A 17822-nucleotide genomic window follows, 5' to 3' on the forward strand; every position below is an offset into this window, starting at 1 on the left:
TGTCTACTTGACAGGGAATGTATCACTCTTTCGAGCAAAGCGTTTTTTAGCATAAGCAATATTTGAAATTAACCCTTGTCGGCACCAGCAGTAATTCCGTTTACGTAGAACTTCTGCATGAAGACGAACAAGATAGTAATAGGGATAGCGATGATTACACACCCTGCAACGAATTGTGCGAAGTATGCAGTCGCATTACCTTTGGCCGTGTGAACCATGTTGTACAAACCATAAGCAACCGTGTAAGTCTTAGCATTTCCTGAAGTTGAAAGAATAATACCTGAGAAAATGAAGTCTGTCCATGGAGCAATGAAAGCAGTCAAAGCAGTGTAAACAATCATTGGCTTTGAAAGTGGCAAACCAATGTGTAAGAATACTTGCCACTTAGTAGCACCGTCGATTTCGGCAGCTTCGTCAATTGATCTAGGAATCGTATCAAAGAAACCTTTAGCAACGTAGAAGCCTAAGCCAGCACCACCAACATATACCAGGAACAATCCAAAGAGGTTTAACATGTTCAAACCCTTTAAGATGTAGTACAAAGCGATCATTGACATGAAGCCTGGGAACATCCCTAATACCAAAGCAATTTGTAAGAATGGCTTTCTAAATCTAAAGCGAAGCCGTGATAATACATAGGCAACTGAAATAGTTAAGAAAGTTGAAACAATCATTGAAGCAATTGAAACGATTAAAGTATTAAGAATCCAATTGCCAAATGGGTATTGCGGATTAGTAAAGATCCCAATATAGTTTTGCAACGTGAATTGTTCTGGCCAGAAGGTCGAAACAAATCCAGTATCATTAAATGAAAAACTTGCTAAGACGATCCAAACAATTGGTAAAATCCAAATGATAGCTAAAAGAGTTAACAGGATATACCGAAAGATTAATGAGAGCCGTCTTTGATTTGAATATGACTTCATGTCTAGCCCTCCTTGTAAGCATTAGTGTGCCTGTAAGCAATCAGGGAAACAACTGCACTAATAATGAAAATCAAGATACCCAATACAGCTGATGCGTTGTAACGCTGCTCTTGACCGAACGTCAAGTTATATAACCAGGTTACCAGCAAGTCAGTTGAACCGGCTCCATTATATTTACTGTTCATTGGTGCACCACCAGTCAGCAGGAAGATAACGTTAAAGTTGTTAATGTTACCAATGAATTGTTGAATAAGTGAAGGTGCCATAACAAATAGAATTTGTGGGAAAGTAATTGAGCGGAAAATTTGCGCTGCATTAGCACCGTCAATTTTGGCAGCTTCAATTTGATCTTGTGGTAAGTTTTGAATAATCGCAGTTGATACCAACATTGAAACTGGAATACCGATCCACATGTTAACGATAATAACCGTAATTCTTGCCACTAATGGAGAAGCTTGGTTATCAATAAAGTGAATTGGCGAACTAATCCAATGCAAGTTCATCAAGATGTTGTTCAAAGCACCCTGATAGTCCAAGAATTGAGCCATCATCAATAATGATACGAATTGTGGAACAGCCCAAACGATTACGAAGACCGTTCTCCAGAATGCCTTGTGCTTAATGCCCTTTGATTCAATTAACATGGCAAGCAAAACACCGAAGAAGAATGTTGTAGCAGTGGCTGCAACAGCCCAAATCAAAGTCCAGCCTAATACTGGGAAGAAAGTACCAGCCAAGTCACCGCTCAAAACATTACCAAATGCCTTGAAACCTGTCCATGAGAATGCGATCGGGTGTTGACGGTCATAGTTGGTAAATGCCATTGAAATCATGAAGACCGTTGGCAAAACCGTGAAGAATAAGATACCCAATAATGGAATTACCATTAAAGTTGCGTGTAAACGAGTATCAAGCAAACTCTTTAATTCTTCAACGTTAGTTGGGATGTGTTCACCATCACGCTTCAAAATGTAGTTGTGTCTAGTTGATCTTAAGTTAACAATGTACAAATAAATCATTGCAATACATAAGATAACTGCCAATACACCAAACAGTAAGATCAAAACTGAGTTTGATGGCTGCTTCGTGATGTAAACACCTTGAGCGGCGTCATAGACAACTTTTTTGGTTTTAACAGTACCTAATGTAGCCAGGATGCCTAAAGTCGAAATACCGCTGAAGATGAACCAAACAAGGAAAATAATTTCTGAGAATAAGAGTGCGATACCCTTTACCCATTGTTTGTTAGCCAAAGCATTACTACCCATGATAATGAATGACAACTTGGTAGCAATATCACCTTTTGACCATACTTCACTATATTTTGCTTTAGGAGCTACATGTTTTTTCTTTAGAAACATAACTTCTCCCCTTCTTAGGCAAAAAGGTTGGAGTTTGTGGCCAACCTTTGCTTATGCTTTAAGAAATAGTTTTTATAAATTATTTCTTAGAAATATCTTTTTGCAACTTAGCAAGCTTTGCCTTGTATTGTGCTGGCTTGATCTTGCCATCGTAAGTACCACTGATAAGTGGAGCTGATTCGTTCCAGAATGTTGCCATTTGTGGAAGCTTAGGTTGCAATACTGAGTTACCTGGCTTAGCCATTTCAATTACAGCTTCAGCAACTGGGTCACTCTTAACAGCTGATGAGTTAACTGCACTCTTCAATACAGGGATTTGACCAGCTTCCTTGTGAGCGATCAATTGTGCCTTCTTGTTAGTAATGTAAGCAGCTAAATCTGAAGCAGCCTTGGCGTTCTTGGTGTGTGAGTTAACTGCGAAGCCTTCGATACCAAGGAATGCTTCCATTTGTACGCTCTTGCCACCAACATCAATCTTAGGATACTTAGCAACTGCGAAGTTCTTGCCCAAGATCTTCTTAATGTTAGCTGCGTTCCATGGACCGTCCAAGATAGCTTGAGCGTTGCCCTTCTTCAATTGGTTCAAAGCGTTTGAAGTTTGCATTACGCCCTTGTTCTTCTTTTGAGCTGCGTACCACTTCAAAGCGTTAACACCATTTTCTGAGTTAAAGGTTGAACCCTTAAGGTCTTCACCGTTGTCACCGTAAAGCTTTGTACCTGCTGAGAACATTACTGGCCACATTACGTATGCGTTAGTAAAGTCAGTAGCTACAACACCTTTAGAAGTTAAAGTCTTCCAGTCCTTAACATCGTTTGCGGAAAGCTTAGACTTGTTGTAGTAAATGGTTTGTGCTTGTTGTGCGTATGGGAATGCGTAAATCTTGTTCTTCCAAGTTACACCCTTTGATGCAACATCGATGTAGTTAGCCTTAATGTCTTTAGTTGCAGCTGGTGAAAGTGGGTTAATGTAACCTGCTTCAGCCATTTGACCTAATTGGTCGTTAGGAACTTCAAATACATCGGCAGCCTTTGATGGGTCCTTACCAACATCAGTCTTAGCGTTAGCTGAACCGTTAGGACTTTGAACAACACGAACCTTGATGTTCTTATTCTTCTTAGTAAAGTCCTTAGCAATTTGCTTGTAGTAAGGAACTTGTTCAGTATCAACCCAAAGGGTTAAGTTAGCTTTCTTGCTTGAACTATTACTACTTGATGAATTTGATGAGCCGTTTGAACAAGCTGCTAATGACATAGCTGCTAATACAGCGGCACTACCTAAAGCCATTTTCTTCCAAATCTTCATGACTTTTTCCTCCTAAAAAATCAAAACAATAAACATTTCTTAACAACAGTAGCCTTTGCTACATATGGTTGTAAGCATTAATAAAATTAGTTAACGATTGCCTTGGTGCTGTCTTTGTCAAAGAAGTGAGCCTTGTTAACATCGAAGCCCATCTTGACCATGTCACCCGGCTTGTGATAATCACGTGAGTTTACAATTGCAGTAAATTCAGTACCATCAACTTCTTGGTGAAGTTGAATAGTAGCACCCAGAAGTTCTGAAACAACAACCTTAGATTCAATTACTGAATCTGGCCAAGTTTCCATAAATGCTTCTTCTGAGTGAATATCTTCTGGACGAATACCGAAGACAAGATCCTTATCGTTGTATCCTTTTTCGTTCAGCATCTTGGCTTTACCTTCAGGAATACCAATATTCAAACCTTTACCATCTGAAATTCGACCGTCCTTATAGTGAACATTGAAGAAATTCATTTGTGGGGAACCAATGAAACCTGCAACAAACATATTAACTGGCTTGTTGTAAACCTCCAATGGAGTACCGATTTGTTCAACTCGACCAACAGACATAACAACAACTCTGTCAGCCAAGGTCATAGCCTCAGTCTGGTCGTGGGTAACATAAATAGTAGTGGTACCCAAGTCTTGGTGAAGCTTAGCGATTTCGGTACGCATCGTTACACGAAGCTTGGCATCAAGGTTTGATAAAGGTTCGTCCATTAAGAAGATAGGTGCAGCACGAACGATCGCACGTCCTAAAGCAACACGCTGACGTTGACCACCGGATAAAGCACCTGGCTTTTTATCCAGGTAATCTTCCAAGCCCAACATCTTAGCGGCTTTCTTTACCTTGCCATCAATTACGTCCTTAGGCGTGTGACGAAGTTTTAAACCAAAAGCCATGTTGTCATAGATGGTCATGTGTGGATACAAAGCATAGTTCTGGAAAACCATCGCAATGTGTCTGTCCTTTGGAGCTACATCATTCATTACCTTGTGGTCAATCTCCAAAGTACCTTTACTGATGTCTTCCAAACCAGCAACCATTCTTAATGTCGTTGACTTACCACAACCTGATGGTCCAACGAAAACGATGAATTCCTTGTCTTTAATATGTAAATCAAAGTCATTTACAGAATACTTATCATTGCCTTCGTATTTCTTGTAAATATGGTTTAAATCAACCTCAACCATTGTTTCCCCTACTCTCTAACTTTTATTTCTCTTCAAAAACTTTTTCAATCTCACTAAGTTTCAAATCTGCAGTAGACGGTACGATATAATCTGCTTCTTTAAGCAACTCTTTATCACCAATTCCGACTGCAAATTGACCTGCAGCCTTAATTGATTCAACCCCAGCTTTAGCATCTTCGAAACTGATTACTTCATTGGCCTTTAAACCAGCAATTTCTTGAGCCTTTTCATAAATTTCTGGATCTGGCTTGCCGTGATGGAGAGTGGCAGGATCAACGATACCGTCAAATTCATCCATGATGCCTAATCTAGTTAAAATCTTAGGTGCATTCTTAGATGCAGAAGCAATTACCATCTTTAAGTTTTGCTTCTTAGCATCGGCCAACAATTCAGGGATACCTGGCAAAATATCCTTTGGTGTCATTGTTTCAACTTGTTCTACAAACTTAGCATTCTTTTCTGCAGCGAACTTTTCTTTTTCCGCTTCAGAATATTTATCTTCTTGACCACCGTATTTTAAGATCAGATTCAATGAATCCATTCTGGAAATACCACGAAGTGAATCAAGTTGAGCATCAGTTAAGTGAATGCCCAATTCTTTAGCCAAGTTGTTCCAAGCAGTTAAGTGGAACTTAGCTGAATTAGTTAAAACACCATCTAAATCGAATAATAATCCTTTAAGCATTTTGGGTTTTACCTTCTTTAAGAGTAAGTTTCTTACCTTTAACTTCAACGTCTAAGTCTTTACCTTTAAGTAAAGTAATCTTAGTTTCCTTATGATCAACGTAAACTTCAATCAAACGACCACGGTAATTGATCTTAAAGCTGTAGTGGTCCCAGTTGTCTGGTACAAATGGGTTGAACTTCAATTGATCATGGTCATAACGCATACCTGCGAAACCTTGAACAATTGCTAACCATGAACCACTCATTGAAGTGATGTGCAAACCATCAACTGTATCGTTGTTGTAGTTATCAAGGTCTAGACGAGCTGTTCTTTCATAAAGCTCAACGGCCTTCTTTTGCTTGCCAAGTTCAGCAGCTAAGATTGAGTGAATACATGGTGAAAGTGAACTTTCATGAACAGTTAATGGTTCATAGAAGTCGAAGTTCTTTTTCTTTTGCTCCTTAGTATATTGATCGTTTAAGAAGTAAATACCTTGCAAAACATCGGCTTGCTTGATAAATGGTGAACGCAAGATCTTGTCCCATGACCAGTGTTGGTTAATTGGACGTTGATCTTCGATTTCGCTAACTGGACGAATGTCTTTGTCTAAGAAATCATCTTGTTGTAAGAAGATGCCGCGTTCTTTGTCTTCTGGTAAGTACATCTTGTCTACAATGTCTTGCCATTTAGCTTTTTCTTCTTCAGTTACATGTACTCTTTCTTGAGCTTCCTTAGTTGCAAGTGGCAAACGCTTCAAAGTGTATTGAAGAAGCCATCTTGCCATTGTGTTAGTGAACCAGTTGTTATTAACGTTGTTTTCGTATTCGTTAGGACCCGTTACACCGTGCATTACGTACTTGTTACGCCACTTGGACCAGTGAACTCTAGCTGCCCAGAATCTTGCGGTACCAACTAAGACATCCATACCTTCATTCTTGACGTAGCTATCATCACCTGTGTAATCAGTGTACATAGCAATTGCGTGAGGAATATCCGCATTTCTGTGGATTTCTTCAAAAGTGATTTCCCATTCGTTGTGGCATTCAATACCGTTGAAGGTAACCATTGGGAATAATGCACCTGGAAGACCTTGCTCCTTAGCATTATGGTAAGCACCTGGAAGTTGATTATGACGATATTGAAGCAATGCACGCGTAACGCTTGGATCAGTTACACATAAGTACATTGGAACGATGTAAGCTTCGGTGTCCCAGTAAGTAGCACCACCGTATTTTTCTCCGGTGAAACCTTTAGGACCAACATTCAAGCGTTCATCTTCACCGTAGTAAGTCATGAATAATTGACAAATGTTGAAGCGAATACCTTGTTGAGCGGCATCATCACCAGCAATTTCAACATCTGACTTGTCCCAACGCTTCTTCCAAGCTGCTGTATGATCTGCTAAGTTTTCTTCAAAGCTCTTAGATTGAAGCTTCTTCATTAAATCATTAGCAACATCAGCTTGATCCTTATCTTCAACATCACGGCTAGTTACAACAATGACATCTTTTTCAAGTTCATAGCTTTCGTTTTCATTTAACTCAACTGAAAGTTTTTCACTTAATTTAGCATCCTCAGTGGAAACTTCACCTTGTACTGCTTCACCGTTATGACGTAAAGCTTCTTTAAGCAAAACAGTAAATTGAGGAACATCATATGGATTTTCCTTAGTTTTAACTTGAATGGTTCTAGCATCCTTGTCTTCACCAAGTGGCAACCAGAAACGTTCATCATAGTTACTGTCTTCGTTAACAACAGTACCATCTAAAGTTGAATCAAAGTCGATCTTAGCGTGACCTTCAAGTACAGTAGCCTTAACCTTGATTAAAGCTGCTTCTTTTTGAACGATGTGAAGGAAACGTTCAAATTCAAACTTAACTTTGACATCTTTGCCTTCATAAATGAAACTTCTGGTCAAAAGACCTTGGTGCATATCAAGTGCTAATTCAAAGTCACTAAACTTAACTTTAGCTAAATCAAGCTTTTCACCATTAACAGTAATGCCAATACCAATGAAACTTGGTGCATTAGGAGTCTTACCAAAGTACTTTGGATATCCATTCTTCCACCAACCAACACGGGTCTTGTCTGGGAACCAGACACCTGCAAGGTAGGTACCTTGTAAATGGTCTCCGGAATAACCTTCTTCAAAGTTTCCTCTCATACCCATATAGTCATTACCGATTGCAGTCATACTTTCTTGCAATCTCTTGTTTTCTGGATCGAAGTTATGAGTGATGACCTTCCAAGGGTCAATTTCAAAAATTCGTTTCATATATTACATATCTCCCGCAAATCTTGAGGTGCTCTCTTGTTTACGCTTTCATTATCCTTGAATTGAAAGCGGTTTGCAATATCAAAAGCTCTGTTACCGTTATCAGGATTTATTAATACAAAAAGAAGGCAGAACTTAATCTGCCTTCTTTATCTTGCTTATTTAAAGTAACTTTTACTGAACACTTACCACAAAGCCTTTTGGAGCTAATTGACTATTTTCATAGCCCTGACTAAAAGTATTTTCACAATCGATATTTACTGGCTGATTTGTGGTATTGAAGTAGGCATGAATGTTTTCTTTGCCTTCACGATCCACTTCAATCAGCCCATTCTCTGTTACGCGTAACTTAATTTTGCCTTTACCAAAGGTTTCATCATGATCTAAACGAAATTTAATTAAGTTATGAACTCTTTGCCAAACTGGGCCATCTTCCTTAGACCAGTCCATCGGTTTACGACAATCAGGATCGTTACCACCTGTCATCCCCATTTCTGTACCATAGTAGATACATGGACTGCCTTTTTGCATAAATTCAAAGGTTAATGCTTGCAAAGCCAAATCTTGATCACCATGTGCCACTGTTAAGATTCTGGCAGTATCATGCGAATCAAGCATATTCATCATAGCCGCATTAGTAGAGTCACGATATTTCATTAATTGATCCGTCAAACGTCTCGTCATCTGTTCTGCAGTTAGCTTATGTTTAAAGAAGTGATCTTCAATCTGCAAGGTATATGGATAATTCATTACTCCAGTGAATTCATCACCGTTAAGCCATGGTCGAGCTGAGTGCCAAACTTCACCCACAATGTAAAAGTCAGGTTTAATATCAGTTACTGCCTTATGGAATTTCTTCCAGAAATGATGATCAACTTCATTGGCTACATCTAGACGCCAAGCATCAATATCAAAATACTTAACCCAATAAGTAGCAATTTCTAACAAGAAATCTTGCACTTCTGGATTGGCCGTATTTAGTTTTGGCATATGTTTTTCAAAAGCAAAAGTATCATATTGTGGATTACCCTCGCCTTTAGATGGATCACGATAGGGTTCTACTGGGTATTCATTAATATGGAACCAACTTGCAAAACGTGAACTTGGACCATTTTTAACTACGTCTTGCCATTGCATTGAATGATCACCTAAGTGGTTAAAGACTGCATCTAGCATAACTTTCATCCCACGAGCATGAGCCTCATTGACTACCTTGGCAAACAAATCCTTATCACCAAAATCTGGATCAACTTGCAAGTAATCAATCGTGTCATATTTATGATTGGAATGAGCTTTAAAGATTGGGCAGAAGTAAATGCCATTAATCCCTAATTTTTTTAAATAATCCAAGTGATCAAGCACACCTTGCAAATCCCCACCATAAAAGTCTTCACGGCCTGGATGGTCATTAGGATTCCAGGGTTTAGTACCTTTAGGATCATTGGATTTATCGCCATTGGCAAAACGTTCAGGAAAGATTTGATACCAAACTGTATGACGTACCCATTCAGGAGTCTTGGTCATATCAATTTCATGGCAATATGGCACCTTAAAGTATGAACCATCTTCCATTAAGGCTTCTTCGATATCGCTACTGATAGCACGGTCACCAACTACAACACTTGTACCATCTTTACCAATAACTTCAAAAGTATACTTTAAACGATGAAATGGTGCTTCCAGCGTTACGCCCCAGTGTACGCCCCAGTGGTCTTCAACTTGGCCTTCACCAATTTTTTCCATCTCTACAGTTTTAGCATGCTTAAGTGGCAAATAGTTATCACAATAGTGAACAATTATTTTTTCAACATCATTCTTTGCACTGTGAAAACGAACGCGTACATGAGTTGGATCAACTACAAAACTATCTTCACTTTCAGTTCGGTGCTTTAAAGCAGCTAATTGCATAATTTAGTTCTCCTTTTTCAACACAACGCCTGCATAAGGCATCAAAGTTAATTCCCCATTAGTTAATTGATATTCGCCTGCTTTTAATTCTTCTTTGGTATAGTTAGCAGGTAGTTTGACTTTGGTCTTTTGATTGCTCAATGAAACAGCAACAATTGCACTTTCACCGTTTAAATCACGTTGATAAACGTAACTATCTTTATCAGTTGCAATCATATAATAAGTACCATCTTCAAACAAAGAAGTCTTCTTCAAGTTAAGCATGTCCTTATAGAAAGTAAACATGCTGCCGCTTGAGTTAACTTCGTCGGCTACAGAAACATCGTTTTGGCTAATGCCATCAAGCCATGGCGTACCTTCAGTAAAACCATGATTTTTAGTATTGTTCCAAGGCATTGGACCACGAGCTGGCAATTTATGAGTATCACTGACCATTGCCAACGCATCTTTCTTGCTCAATACCTTTTCTGCATCCTTAAGCCATGGTTTAACCGTCTGGTCCTCAAACTGTTCCGCATTAGTAAAGTGCAGATTCTTCAGACCTAATTCTTCGCCATAATAAATAACTGGTATACCCCGTTGCAAATACATCAACATTGCCAAACTCTTGGCTTGAGTAGTAGTTTTAGCAACTCTCGTTGCGATTCTTGCCATATCATGATTATTCCAGTACAAAGTTGGACGAGAAACACCAGCTAAAGTTTGTTGCCACACAACTTGATTTTGCTTAAAAGCAGTAAAGTCTAATTTCTTAGGCTGATATTGTTCTGAAAACCGTTTATCTACGTCAGAATCATCTTCTGTAAAGTAACGGAAAGTAATTACACTATCCATTAAATGATTGCGTTTATTCGTATAATCAACTGCTAAGTTGACACTAGCGCTTGCGGCTTCACCTAACAGCAATGCATCTGGATAATCCCGCTTAATTTTCTCACAAAATGGACGCATCCATTCTTGCACTTGTGGCAAATTAGCGAAAAATGGTTCTGCTACAACCGGCTTATCATTATTATCAACTGTTGGATAATTTTGCCTTAAATCGGCCTTGCCAATATGAATGAAAGCATCAAGTCGTAAACCATCGATTCCTTTTTTTAGCCAGAATTCTGCTACTTCTAACATAGCATGACGTACTTCTGGATTTTTCCAATTAAGGTCTGGCATACGTTTGTCAAACAAGTGAAAGTATGATTGTCCTGTCCCGGCTGGATCCGGCTCCCAAACACTACCACCGAAGAATGAACCCCAATTATTAGGACGCTGATTATCATGTCCAGCAAAGATGTAATAGTCACGATATAAACTCTTAGGATTTTTAATTGCATCTTGGAACCATGGGTGTTGGTCAGAAGTATGATTCAACACAAAATCCATAATCAGATGAATTCCTGCCTTATGCAGATCCTTAATAAGATTTTCCATGTCTTCCATCGTACCCATGTGAGGATCGATTGCGAAGTAATTTGAAACGTCGTAGCCATTGTCAACTTGAGGCGAAACGAAGACAGGATTAAGCCAAACGGCATTGACACCTAGGTTCTGTAAGTACGGGATGCGCTTGCGGATACCATTAAGATCGCCGATACCATCGTCGTTGCTATCTTGAAAAGACTTAGGATAAATTTGATAAATAATTGCATGATCGTACCAATGTGCCATAATTTTTTCCTCCAACCATAGTGTAGTTGATTAAAGAAACCGTTTTCAATATATAGTGTACTGTTACCGGTATCAAAAAAAGTACATCCAATTAGGATGTACTAAATAGTTTCTTCATCTTGTTAGCGAGTCAAACGAATAACTTCACGTGCAATCATCAATTCCTCATTAGTAGGCACAATCAATGCTTTAACTTTAGAATTTGGCTTAGAAATAAATTTCTCACCATCAGTTCTATTAGCTTTGAAGTCTGGATCAAGGCCCAAATATCTCAGAGATGACATAACGCCAGCACGGACTCCTGGATCGTGTTCTCCCACACCAGCAGTAAAGACGATTCCGTCAACACCATTCATCTCAGCAGCATAAGCACCAACATATCGAACTATTCGATTAATAAAAATACGCCGTGCTAATTTAGCTGATTTTTGCTTGCTATCAATTAAATCACGCATATCGGATGAGACACCGGATATTCCCAACATCCCTGATTCGTGGTTCAACATCTCAATAACTTCATCTATCGACATGCCTGTCTTATGCATCAAGTGTTGAATTGCTGAAGGATCAAAATCACCACTACGCGTACCCATTGTTACCCCAGTTAACGGACTGAAGCCCATTGAAGTATCAAATGATTTACCATGTCTAACTGCGGTAATTGAAGCGCCAGAACCCAAGTGACACACAATTAGTCGAACAATATTAGGGTTTTTACCCATCATTCGTGCTGCGCGCGGTGCTATATAATCTACTGAAGTACCATGTGCACCATATTTACGAATACCGTACTCTTTATAGTATTTATAAGGAATAGAGTAAAGATAGTGAATTGGATCAAGACTGGTATGATATGAAGTATCAAAAACAGCAACTTGAGGAACATCAGGAATAATTTTCATGAATGCTTTAATTCCTGTGGCTTCTGGAATATTGTGCAGTGGAGCCAATTCGCCCAAGTCAATAATTTGTTGTAGCTTCTTTTCATCAATGACAGCTGAGCTCTTAAAAATTTCACCACCATTAACAACTCGGTGCCCAACACCTGCGATTTCTTTCAAACTTTTAACTACTTTGAATTTTTTCAAATCTTCCATTAAAAGCTTAACTGCTGCGGATTGATCAGGAATATTAGTATTTCTAATATATTCTCTTCCGTTACTCAATTTAATCTTAAAGACCGCATTTTCTAAACCAACACGATCAGCCATACCAGAAGCAATTACTTTTTCATCTGGGAAAGAAAAGAGTTTATATTTAAATGATGAACTACCTGAATTAATTGCTAAAACTTTTTTCATAATCTCGTGACCTCTATTTCACAATTAGTGTCTAACTTATATCTAATTTTAAGTATAGCGCTTTCATTTAATTGATGAAACGATTTTCAATGCAAAAAAACACATTGCCAACATCAAGCAATGTGCTCATTATTTCTCTATTCTACTTGTAAAGTCTTTTCATCCGTTAAACCTTCTTCATCGTGGCTAATTATAATTACCAAATGATCTTTAGCAAATTCTTTTAAAAGTTGTACAATATCTCTTTTCATAGAAGGATAAATATTAGCTAGTGGCTCATCTAATAGTAAGCCATCTACTTTCTCTTTAGTTAAGGCAGAATATAATTTAACCAATTGTAATTCACCTGAAGATAATGTATCCATAGGTTTATATAAAATATTATTGATATTAAATTTTTCGGAACTAAAGACTTGAGAAAATAATCTGCTTTTTATTTCTGTAACATTGTTTCCTAAATAATCTCTTACAGTACAAGTCGGTATACCTGTATCTTGAAATAGAAAACCTAATTTAGCCTTTCTTAAATCTTTTCTATCTACCATTTCAGCCAGCTTATCATTAATAAAAATATTACCAACAACCTTTGAATTATAAATGCCAGTTATGGTCCTTAAAAGAATAGATTTATCAATACCATTCTTTCCTGTAATAGTATAAAAACCTGGATTAGCAAATTTATATGTGACAGGAGAATTAAATAAATATTTATTTTGATCTAAACTAATATTTACATTTTTAAGAGAAATGCTCTCTATCTTATTTAATTTAATTGAACCATTTACTTCAGATTTAAGATGTAAAAGATTGTCAAGCCTTCTATATGAAGCTCTTGATGATTCCACTTTTACTAAGATTGAGAAAATTTCATCTGCTTTATCTAATAATTGATTAAAATACTGTAAAACTATCGAAAAATATCCAATAGTTATTTCCCCTGATATTACTAAAATTCCACCCCAAATAAAAAGAAAGATTTGAAAAATTAACTGAATCCCAATTTGCAATGTTGACATTATATAGCTAAGCACGTAATCCTTACGTCCCACTTTTAACAAGTTTTGCTTTAATGTATTTAAATTCAACTTATTCAGTTTAAGTTCTTCTTTGCCCTTTATTTCTACATACCGTCTTATCCAATCAGACAATCCGGAAAAATATTCACTAGTTTTATTTTTTAAATTTAGGTTAACGGTATACATCCTTGGCTTCAGAAAAAAGTAACATAATGTATAAATCAGTAAAAGCGACAACATTACCCAAAAATACGTAATATTCGCTTTAAGCAAATAAAATAAAATTATAACTAAGGTTAAACTAAGAGAAATTAACTGACTTATTGTTTGGAAAATAAAAGATATTACTTCATTTGTATCATCAACTATTTGATCAGTTAACTTTATTGGATCTTTTTTCAATATTTCCAGCGTATCCTTGGAATATAGTTTTTCTATTACTAAATCGTTAGAATCTAAAATAGCCTTTCTAAAATCTAAGATTTGAATCTTGCTATCAAAAAAAGAAAATACTAGTCTCATAACGCTCAAGATAATAATAAAAACTAATACTCTAAAAAAATTATTTCGATCTTTACCATAAACTAATGAGTTGAGTAGCATCCCCTCTAAATAGACATTAAGAGTTACAGCTAAAGTATCCAAGATACTCATAAACTGTAGCAAAAGTAATCGATATTTATACCTATTTACAATATTATTTATAAGTATCTTCATACTTTCTCCGCCTCTTTTCACTTTAAATTATTTTTAATAATTTTAACATGATTCAAATACTTTGAATTTATTTTTCTACTAATTAATACTTATTCATATCAAAAAAAGCACATTGCCAACATCAGGCAATGTGCTCATTATTTTTTATCGTGTTGATTCTCGTCTAATTAATTTGGGCTTAAGCATAATTTCTCCCTGCGGTGAACCGGATTGAGCAATCTTCTGCAAAAGCATCTTAGCTAACATTTCACCCATTTCAAAAATCGGCTGTTTGATAGTAGTCAGTTTAGGATTAGAAACCTGATCCAAGAAGACGCCGTCAAAACCAATCACACCAAAATCAGCCGGAATTCTAGCCCTTTCCGCCTGCAGTTGACGAACCACGCCAACCGCAATTCGATCACTGGCACAAATAAAACAGGTATCTTTCTTAAACTCTTTAAAATGCTCACGAATAACTTCCTGAGCTTTATGACTATGATTAGGTACCCGATAAATCTGAGGAATTAATTGATGTTGCTGCAGAGTATTAATATACCCTGCTTCACGTGAATACTCGAATGGTTCTTTAATATCGATTCCAATAAAGATAATATGCTTATAAAGTCGATCCAACGCGTATTGCGTTGCCATTTTTTCAGCAGATTGATTATCTGTATCAACAAAGTCATATCCACGGTGATTTTCGCCAAATAAAACAAATGGCTTATCTAGTTTATCAAACAAGTCATAGTCCTTATTACGAGCACCTGTAATCAAATACCCGTCAGCGTGGCCTTTTTCAATTTTGGTTGGATCCGTAACCAGCTGCATTGCATATTGCTTAGTATTCAGCCCACGGGCAAAACCAAACAATAAGTTCATATAATACGGTTCGGTCGTATCAATATCTTCAAGGGTAACAAACTTTACCACATTAGTGCGATTATTAACCAAGGCTTGAGCAATCGAATTAGGATGATAATTCAAAGATTCCATTGCTTTTTCAACCATTGCTCGCAATTCTGGCGTTACCTGTTCAGGATGATTGATCACCCGTGATACCGTCATTTTAGAAACATTTGCTTCTTTAGCTACATCAGATAAAGTTGTCATTTTATTCCTATTCTAAATACATACTTCTAAATCGATCTAAATCTCTTTGACTAAAACCAAGTTCTTTCTTAAAAAATGCATCAAAACTACCCCAACCTTTGCGAATAGTTTCGGTAATACCACGAATAGCTGGGCCTTCGCCTTTAGTTAAATTCATTTTTGAAACTAGTTTTGCAATCTGCGTATCATCAGGGAACTGCTTTGAAATTGCAAAGTCGTAGAGTTCATTAGTCAATAAATAATCTTGGGCAATCGTGTCATCATCAACACCAAGAGCGGTCAAAATTAAAGCAGACGTCATACCAGTTCTGTCTTTACCTGCACTACAGTGATAAACTAGAGCATCTTCTTCAGGCAGTTCAATTAATTCCGCAAAAATTCTGGCAAATTCATGTTGACTATGCGTATTAAGCAAAACTTGTTGATAGATTTGTCCTAAAAAATTATTGCCCATATCAGGAATATGGTGAATGAAACGATATAATTTATTATCACCCTTATTCTGTTTGCGATCCTCCGAATAAATATGAGCATCTACATATCTCACTCCAGGCCAAAGTTTATCTGGAGCAGAATTTTGTTCATATTTAGAACGCAAGTCAATATCAACGGTGATTCGGCGATCAGCCAATTTTTGCTCGTCTTTATCAGACAAAGAACTGAGCGAATCAGAACGATAAATCTTATTCCACTTTACATGTTGGCCCTTATCATTTTTGTAGCCACCAATATCTCTGAAGTTAAGTGGACCATCTAAAGCAAGTATTCTGTCATGTTCCATTTCTTGCCTCTCGCCTTTCCTTGTGAAATAGTTAATATATTACTTTTATTATAACAAAAAGTCCTAATCGTAATTAATTTCAATCACTCTCCATGGACAAAAACACGCGTAGCCTTAATGGCACGTTGCCAACCAGCATAGAGTTTTTCGCGTTCATTTTGTCCCATTTTCGGTTCAAAAGCCTGACCAACCATGAAAATATGCTTTATTTCATCCACATTTTTCCAATAGCCGACAGCAAGACCGGCTAAGAAGGCAGCACCCATGCTAGTTGTCTCCAATGTTTTAGCTCTCTCTATTTTGGTATTTAAAATATCTGCTTGGAATTGCATCAAATAATTATTGTTGCTAGCACCACCGTCAACACGCAGAGTTGGAATTTCAATACCTGAATCTTTTTGCATGGTATCTACTACATCCCTCGTCTGATAAGCCAGTGACTGCAAGGTTGCTTTGATTATATCCTTATCATTAGTTCCACGTGTAACACCAAAAATCGATCCACGCACTTCTGCATCCCAATAAGGTGCACCCAGTCCCGTAAACGCTGGTACAACATAAACTTCGTTCTCCGACTTTGATTCATACGCTGCTTTTTCAGAATCTGGTGCATGCTTGATTAACTTCATCGAATCACGCAGCCATTGAATTGCACTACCGGCTACAAAGATCGATCCCTCTAGCGCGTAAGTGATTTTGCCATTAATGCCATAACCAATTGTCGTTAACAAATTGTTATTAGAAGTAGTAGGTGTTTCACCAGTATTCATTACAATAAATGCACCTGTACCATATGTGTTTTTGATCATTCCTGGCTTTAGGGCAAGCTGACCAAATAAGGCAGCTTGTTGATCGCCCGCCATTCCGGCAATTGGGACATTACCACCAAAGAACATGTAATTAGCTGTTTTACCATAAACCTCGGAATTAGACCGTACCTCCGGCAGCATTTGTTCTGGAATATTAAGCAGCTTAAGGATATCTTTATCCCATTTAAGAGTATGAATGTTAAAAAGCATGGTTCGTGAAGCATTAGTATAGTCAGTCACATGTTTTTTACCATCAGTTAGTTTCCAAACTAGCCAGCTATCAATCGTGCCGAAGAGCAATTTACCTTGCTCAGCCTTTTCTTGAGCTCCTTTAACGTGATCAAGAATCCAGCGAATCTTTGTTGCACTAAAGTATGGATCAATAATTAAACCCGTCTTTTTTCTGATTTCTTCGCTATATCCTTCCCGTTTTAGCTTTTCAGCCAATTTAGTAGTCTGGCGCGATTGCCAAACAATTGCATGATAAATTATCTTTATCCCAAACTACAGTCGTTTCACGTTGATTAGTAATACCAATAGCAGCAATCTGACTTGGCCAAATACCTGAATTAATAAATGCATTGGCAACGGTAGTCTGAACTGCCATCCAAATTTTATTTGCATCATGTTCTACCCAACCTGGTTCAGGAAAATATTGAGGGATCTCTTTTTGGGCTGATGCGACCTCTTTGCCGTTATGATCAAAAATAATTGCTCTAGTTGATGTAGTTCCTTCATCAATTGATAAAATATATTGCTCGGCCATTTTCTGTATCTCTTTTCTACAAAAGCGCTTTCTTATAAGTTT

12 protein-coding genes and 1 pseudogene are annotated in these 17822 nt (G+C 37.4%); all 13 read right to left on the reverse strand.

Going from position 1 to position 17822, the window contains the following annotated elements; translation table 11 throughout:
• Positions 1 to 68: 68 nt before the first annotated feature.
• The gene (locus FC57_RS06220; protein ID WP_007125981.1) at positions 69 to 926 is read right to left on the reverse strand and encodes a sugar ABC transporter permease; all 858 of its coding nucleotides are present in this window, start codon (positions 924 to 926) and stop codon (positions 69 to 71) included.
• A gap of 2 nt (positions 927 to 928) precedes the next feature.
• Positions 929 to 2287, reverse strand: coding sequence for a carbohydrate ABC transporter permease (locus tag FC57_RS06225; protein ID WP_007125980.1), 1359 nt, complete (start codon positions 2285 to 2287; stop codon positions 929 to 931).
• 79 nt (positions 2288 to 2366) lie between these two features.
• A complete protein-coding gene (locus FC57_RS06230) occupies positions 2367 to 3590 on the reverse strand; it encodes an extracellular solute-binding protein (protein ID WP_007125979.1) in 1224 nt (407 codons plus the stop codon).
• An 86-nt stretch (positions 3591 to 3676) separates the two neighbouring features.
• Complete coding sequence (locus tag FC57_RS06235; protein WP_007125978.1) at positions 3677 to 4783, reverse strand: ABC transporter ATP-binding protein; 1107 nt, start codon at positions 4781 to 4783, stop codon at positions 3677 to 3679.
• Between the two features lie 22 nt (positions 4784 to 4805).
• Positions 4806 to 5468, reverse strand: a complete 663-nt coding sequence (gene pgmB, locus FC57_RS06240) for a beta-phosphoglucomutase (protein ID WP_007125977.1) — start codon at positions 5466 to 5468, stop codon at positions 4806 to 4808.
• On the reverse strand, positions 5461 to 7725 hold the full coding sequence (locus tag FC57_RS06245) for a glycoside hydrolase family 65 protein (RefSeq protein ID WP_007125976.1): 2265 nt from the start codon (positions 7723 to 7725) through the stop codon (positions 5461 to 5463). The genes pgmB and FC57_RS06245 overlap by 8 nt, the downstream gene beginning before the upstream one ends.
• A gap of 174 nt (positions 7726 to 7899) precedes the next feature.
• On the reverse strand, positions 7900 to 9633 hold the full coding sequence (locus FC57_RS06250; RefSeq protein WP_007125975.1) for a glycoside hydrolase family 13 protein: 1734 nt from the start codon (positions 9631 to 9633) through the stop codon (positions 7900 to 7902).
• Positions 9634 to 9636: 3 nt separating this feature from the next.
• Positions 9637 to 11295 carry an alpha-glucosidase gene (locus FC57_RS06255; protein ID WP_007125974.1) on the reverse strand — a complete coding sequence of 553 codons (1659 nt, stop codon included), beginning with the start codon at positions 11293 to 11295 and terminating at the stop codon, positions 9637 to 9639.
• A gap of 122 nt (positions 11296 to 11417) precedes the next feature.
• A complete protein-coding gene (locus FC57_RS06260; protein WP_007125973.1) occupies positions 11418 to 12596 on the reverse strand; it encodes an acetate/propionate family kinase in 1179 nt (392 codons plus the stop codon).
• A 137-nt stretch (positions 12597 to 12733) separates the two neighbouring features.
• Positions 12734 to 14329, reverse strand: coding sequence for an ATP-binding cassette domain-containing protein (locus tag FC57_RS06265; RefSeq protein WP_040529526.1), 1596 nt, complete (start codon positions 14327 to 14329; stop codon positions 12734 to 12736).
• A gap of 144 nt (positions 14330 to 14473) precedes the next feature.
• Entirely contained in the window at positions 14474 to 15424 is a 951-nt protein-coding gene (locus FC57_RS06270) for a LacI family DNA-binding transcriptional regulator (RefSeq protein ID WP_007125971.1), read from the reverse strand.
• Positions 15425 to 15431: 7 nt separating this feature from the next.
• The gene (locus tag FC57_RS06275; RefSeq protein ID WP_007125970.1) at positions 15432 to 16205 is read right to left on the reverse strand and encodes a tyrosine-protein phosphatase; all 774 of its coding nucleotides are present in this window, start codon (positions 16203 to 16205) and stop codon (positions 15432 to 15434) included.
• An 83-nt stretch (positions 16206 to 16288) separates the two neighbouring features.
• Positions 16289 to 17780 (reverse strand): annotated as a pseudogene (gene glpK / locus FC57_RS06280) (glycerol kinase GlpK).
• Between the last annotated feature and the right edge of the window lie 42 nt (positions 17781 to 17822).

Origin of the sequence: Lactobacillus ultunensis DSM 16047 (assembly GCF_001436305.1) — a bacterium.
In the GTDB taxonomy this organism is placed as follows: domain Bacteria; phylum Bacillota; class Bacilli; order Lactobacillales; family Lactobacillaceae; genus Lactobacillus; species Lactobacillus ultunensis.

What these genes read in the sequence shown, in the direction of transcription:
- FC57_RS06265 (WP_040529526.1), bottom strand. Translation starts at nt 14,329, where the DNA reads ATGAAGATACTTATAAATAATATTGTAAATAGGTATAAATATCGATTA.
- FC57_RS06250 (WP_007125975.1), bottom strand. Translation starts at nt 9,633, where the DNA reads ATGCAATTAGCTGCTTTAAAGCACCGAACTGAAAGTGAAGATAGTTTT.
- pgmB (WP_007125977.1), bottom strand. Translation starts at nt 5,468, where the DNA reads ATGCTTAAAGGATTATTATTCGATTTAGATGGTGTTTTAACTAATTCA.
- FC57_RS06270 (WP_007125971.1), bottom strand. Translation starts at nt 15,424, where the DNA reads ATGACAACTTTATCTGATGTAGCTAAAGAAGCAAATGTTTCTAAAATG.
- FC57_RS06260 (WP_007125973.1), bottom strand. Translation starts at nt 12,596, where the DNA reads ATGAAAAAAGTTTTAGCAATTAATTCAGGTAGTTCATCATTTAAATAT.
- FC57_RS06245 (WP_007125976.1), bottom strand. Translation starts at nt 7,725, where the DNA reads ATGAAACGAATTTTTGAAATTGACCCTTGGAAGGTCATCACTCATAAC.
- FC57_RS06275 (WP_007125970.1), bottom strand. Translation starts at nt 16,205, where the DNA reads ATGGAACATGACAGAATACTTGCTTTAGATGGTCCACTTAACTTCAGA.
- FC57_RS06235 (WP_007125978.1), bottom strand. Translation starts at nt 4,783, where the DNA reads ATGGTTGAGGTTGATTTAAACCATATTTACAAGAAATACGAAGGCAAT.
- FC57_RS06220 (WP_007125981.1), bottom strand. Translation starts at nt 926, where the DNA reads ATGAAGTCATATTCAAATCAAAGACGGCTCTCATTAATCTTTCGGTAT.
- FC57_RS06225 (WP_007125980.1), bottom strand. Translation starts at nt 2,287, where the DNA reads ATGTTTCTAAAGAAAAAACATGTAGCTCCTAAAGCAAAATATAGTGAA.
- FC57_RS06255 (WP_007125974.1), bottom strand. Translation starts at nt 11,295, where the DNA reads ATGGCACATTGGTACGATCATGCAATTATTTATCAAATTTATCCTAAG.
- FC57_RS06230 (WP_007125979.1), bottom strand. Translation starts at nt 3,590, where the DNA reads ATGAAGATTTGGAAGAAAATGGCTTTAGGTAGTGCCGCTGTATTAGCA.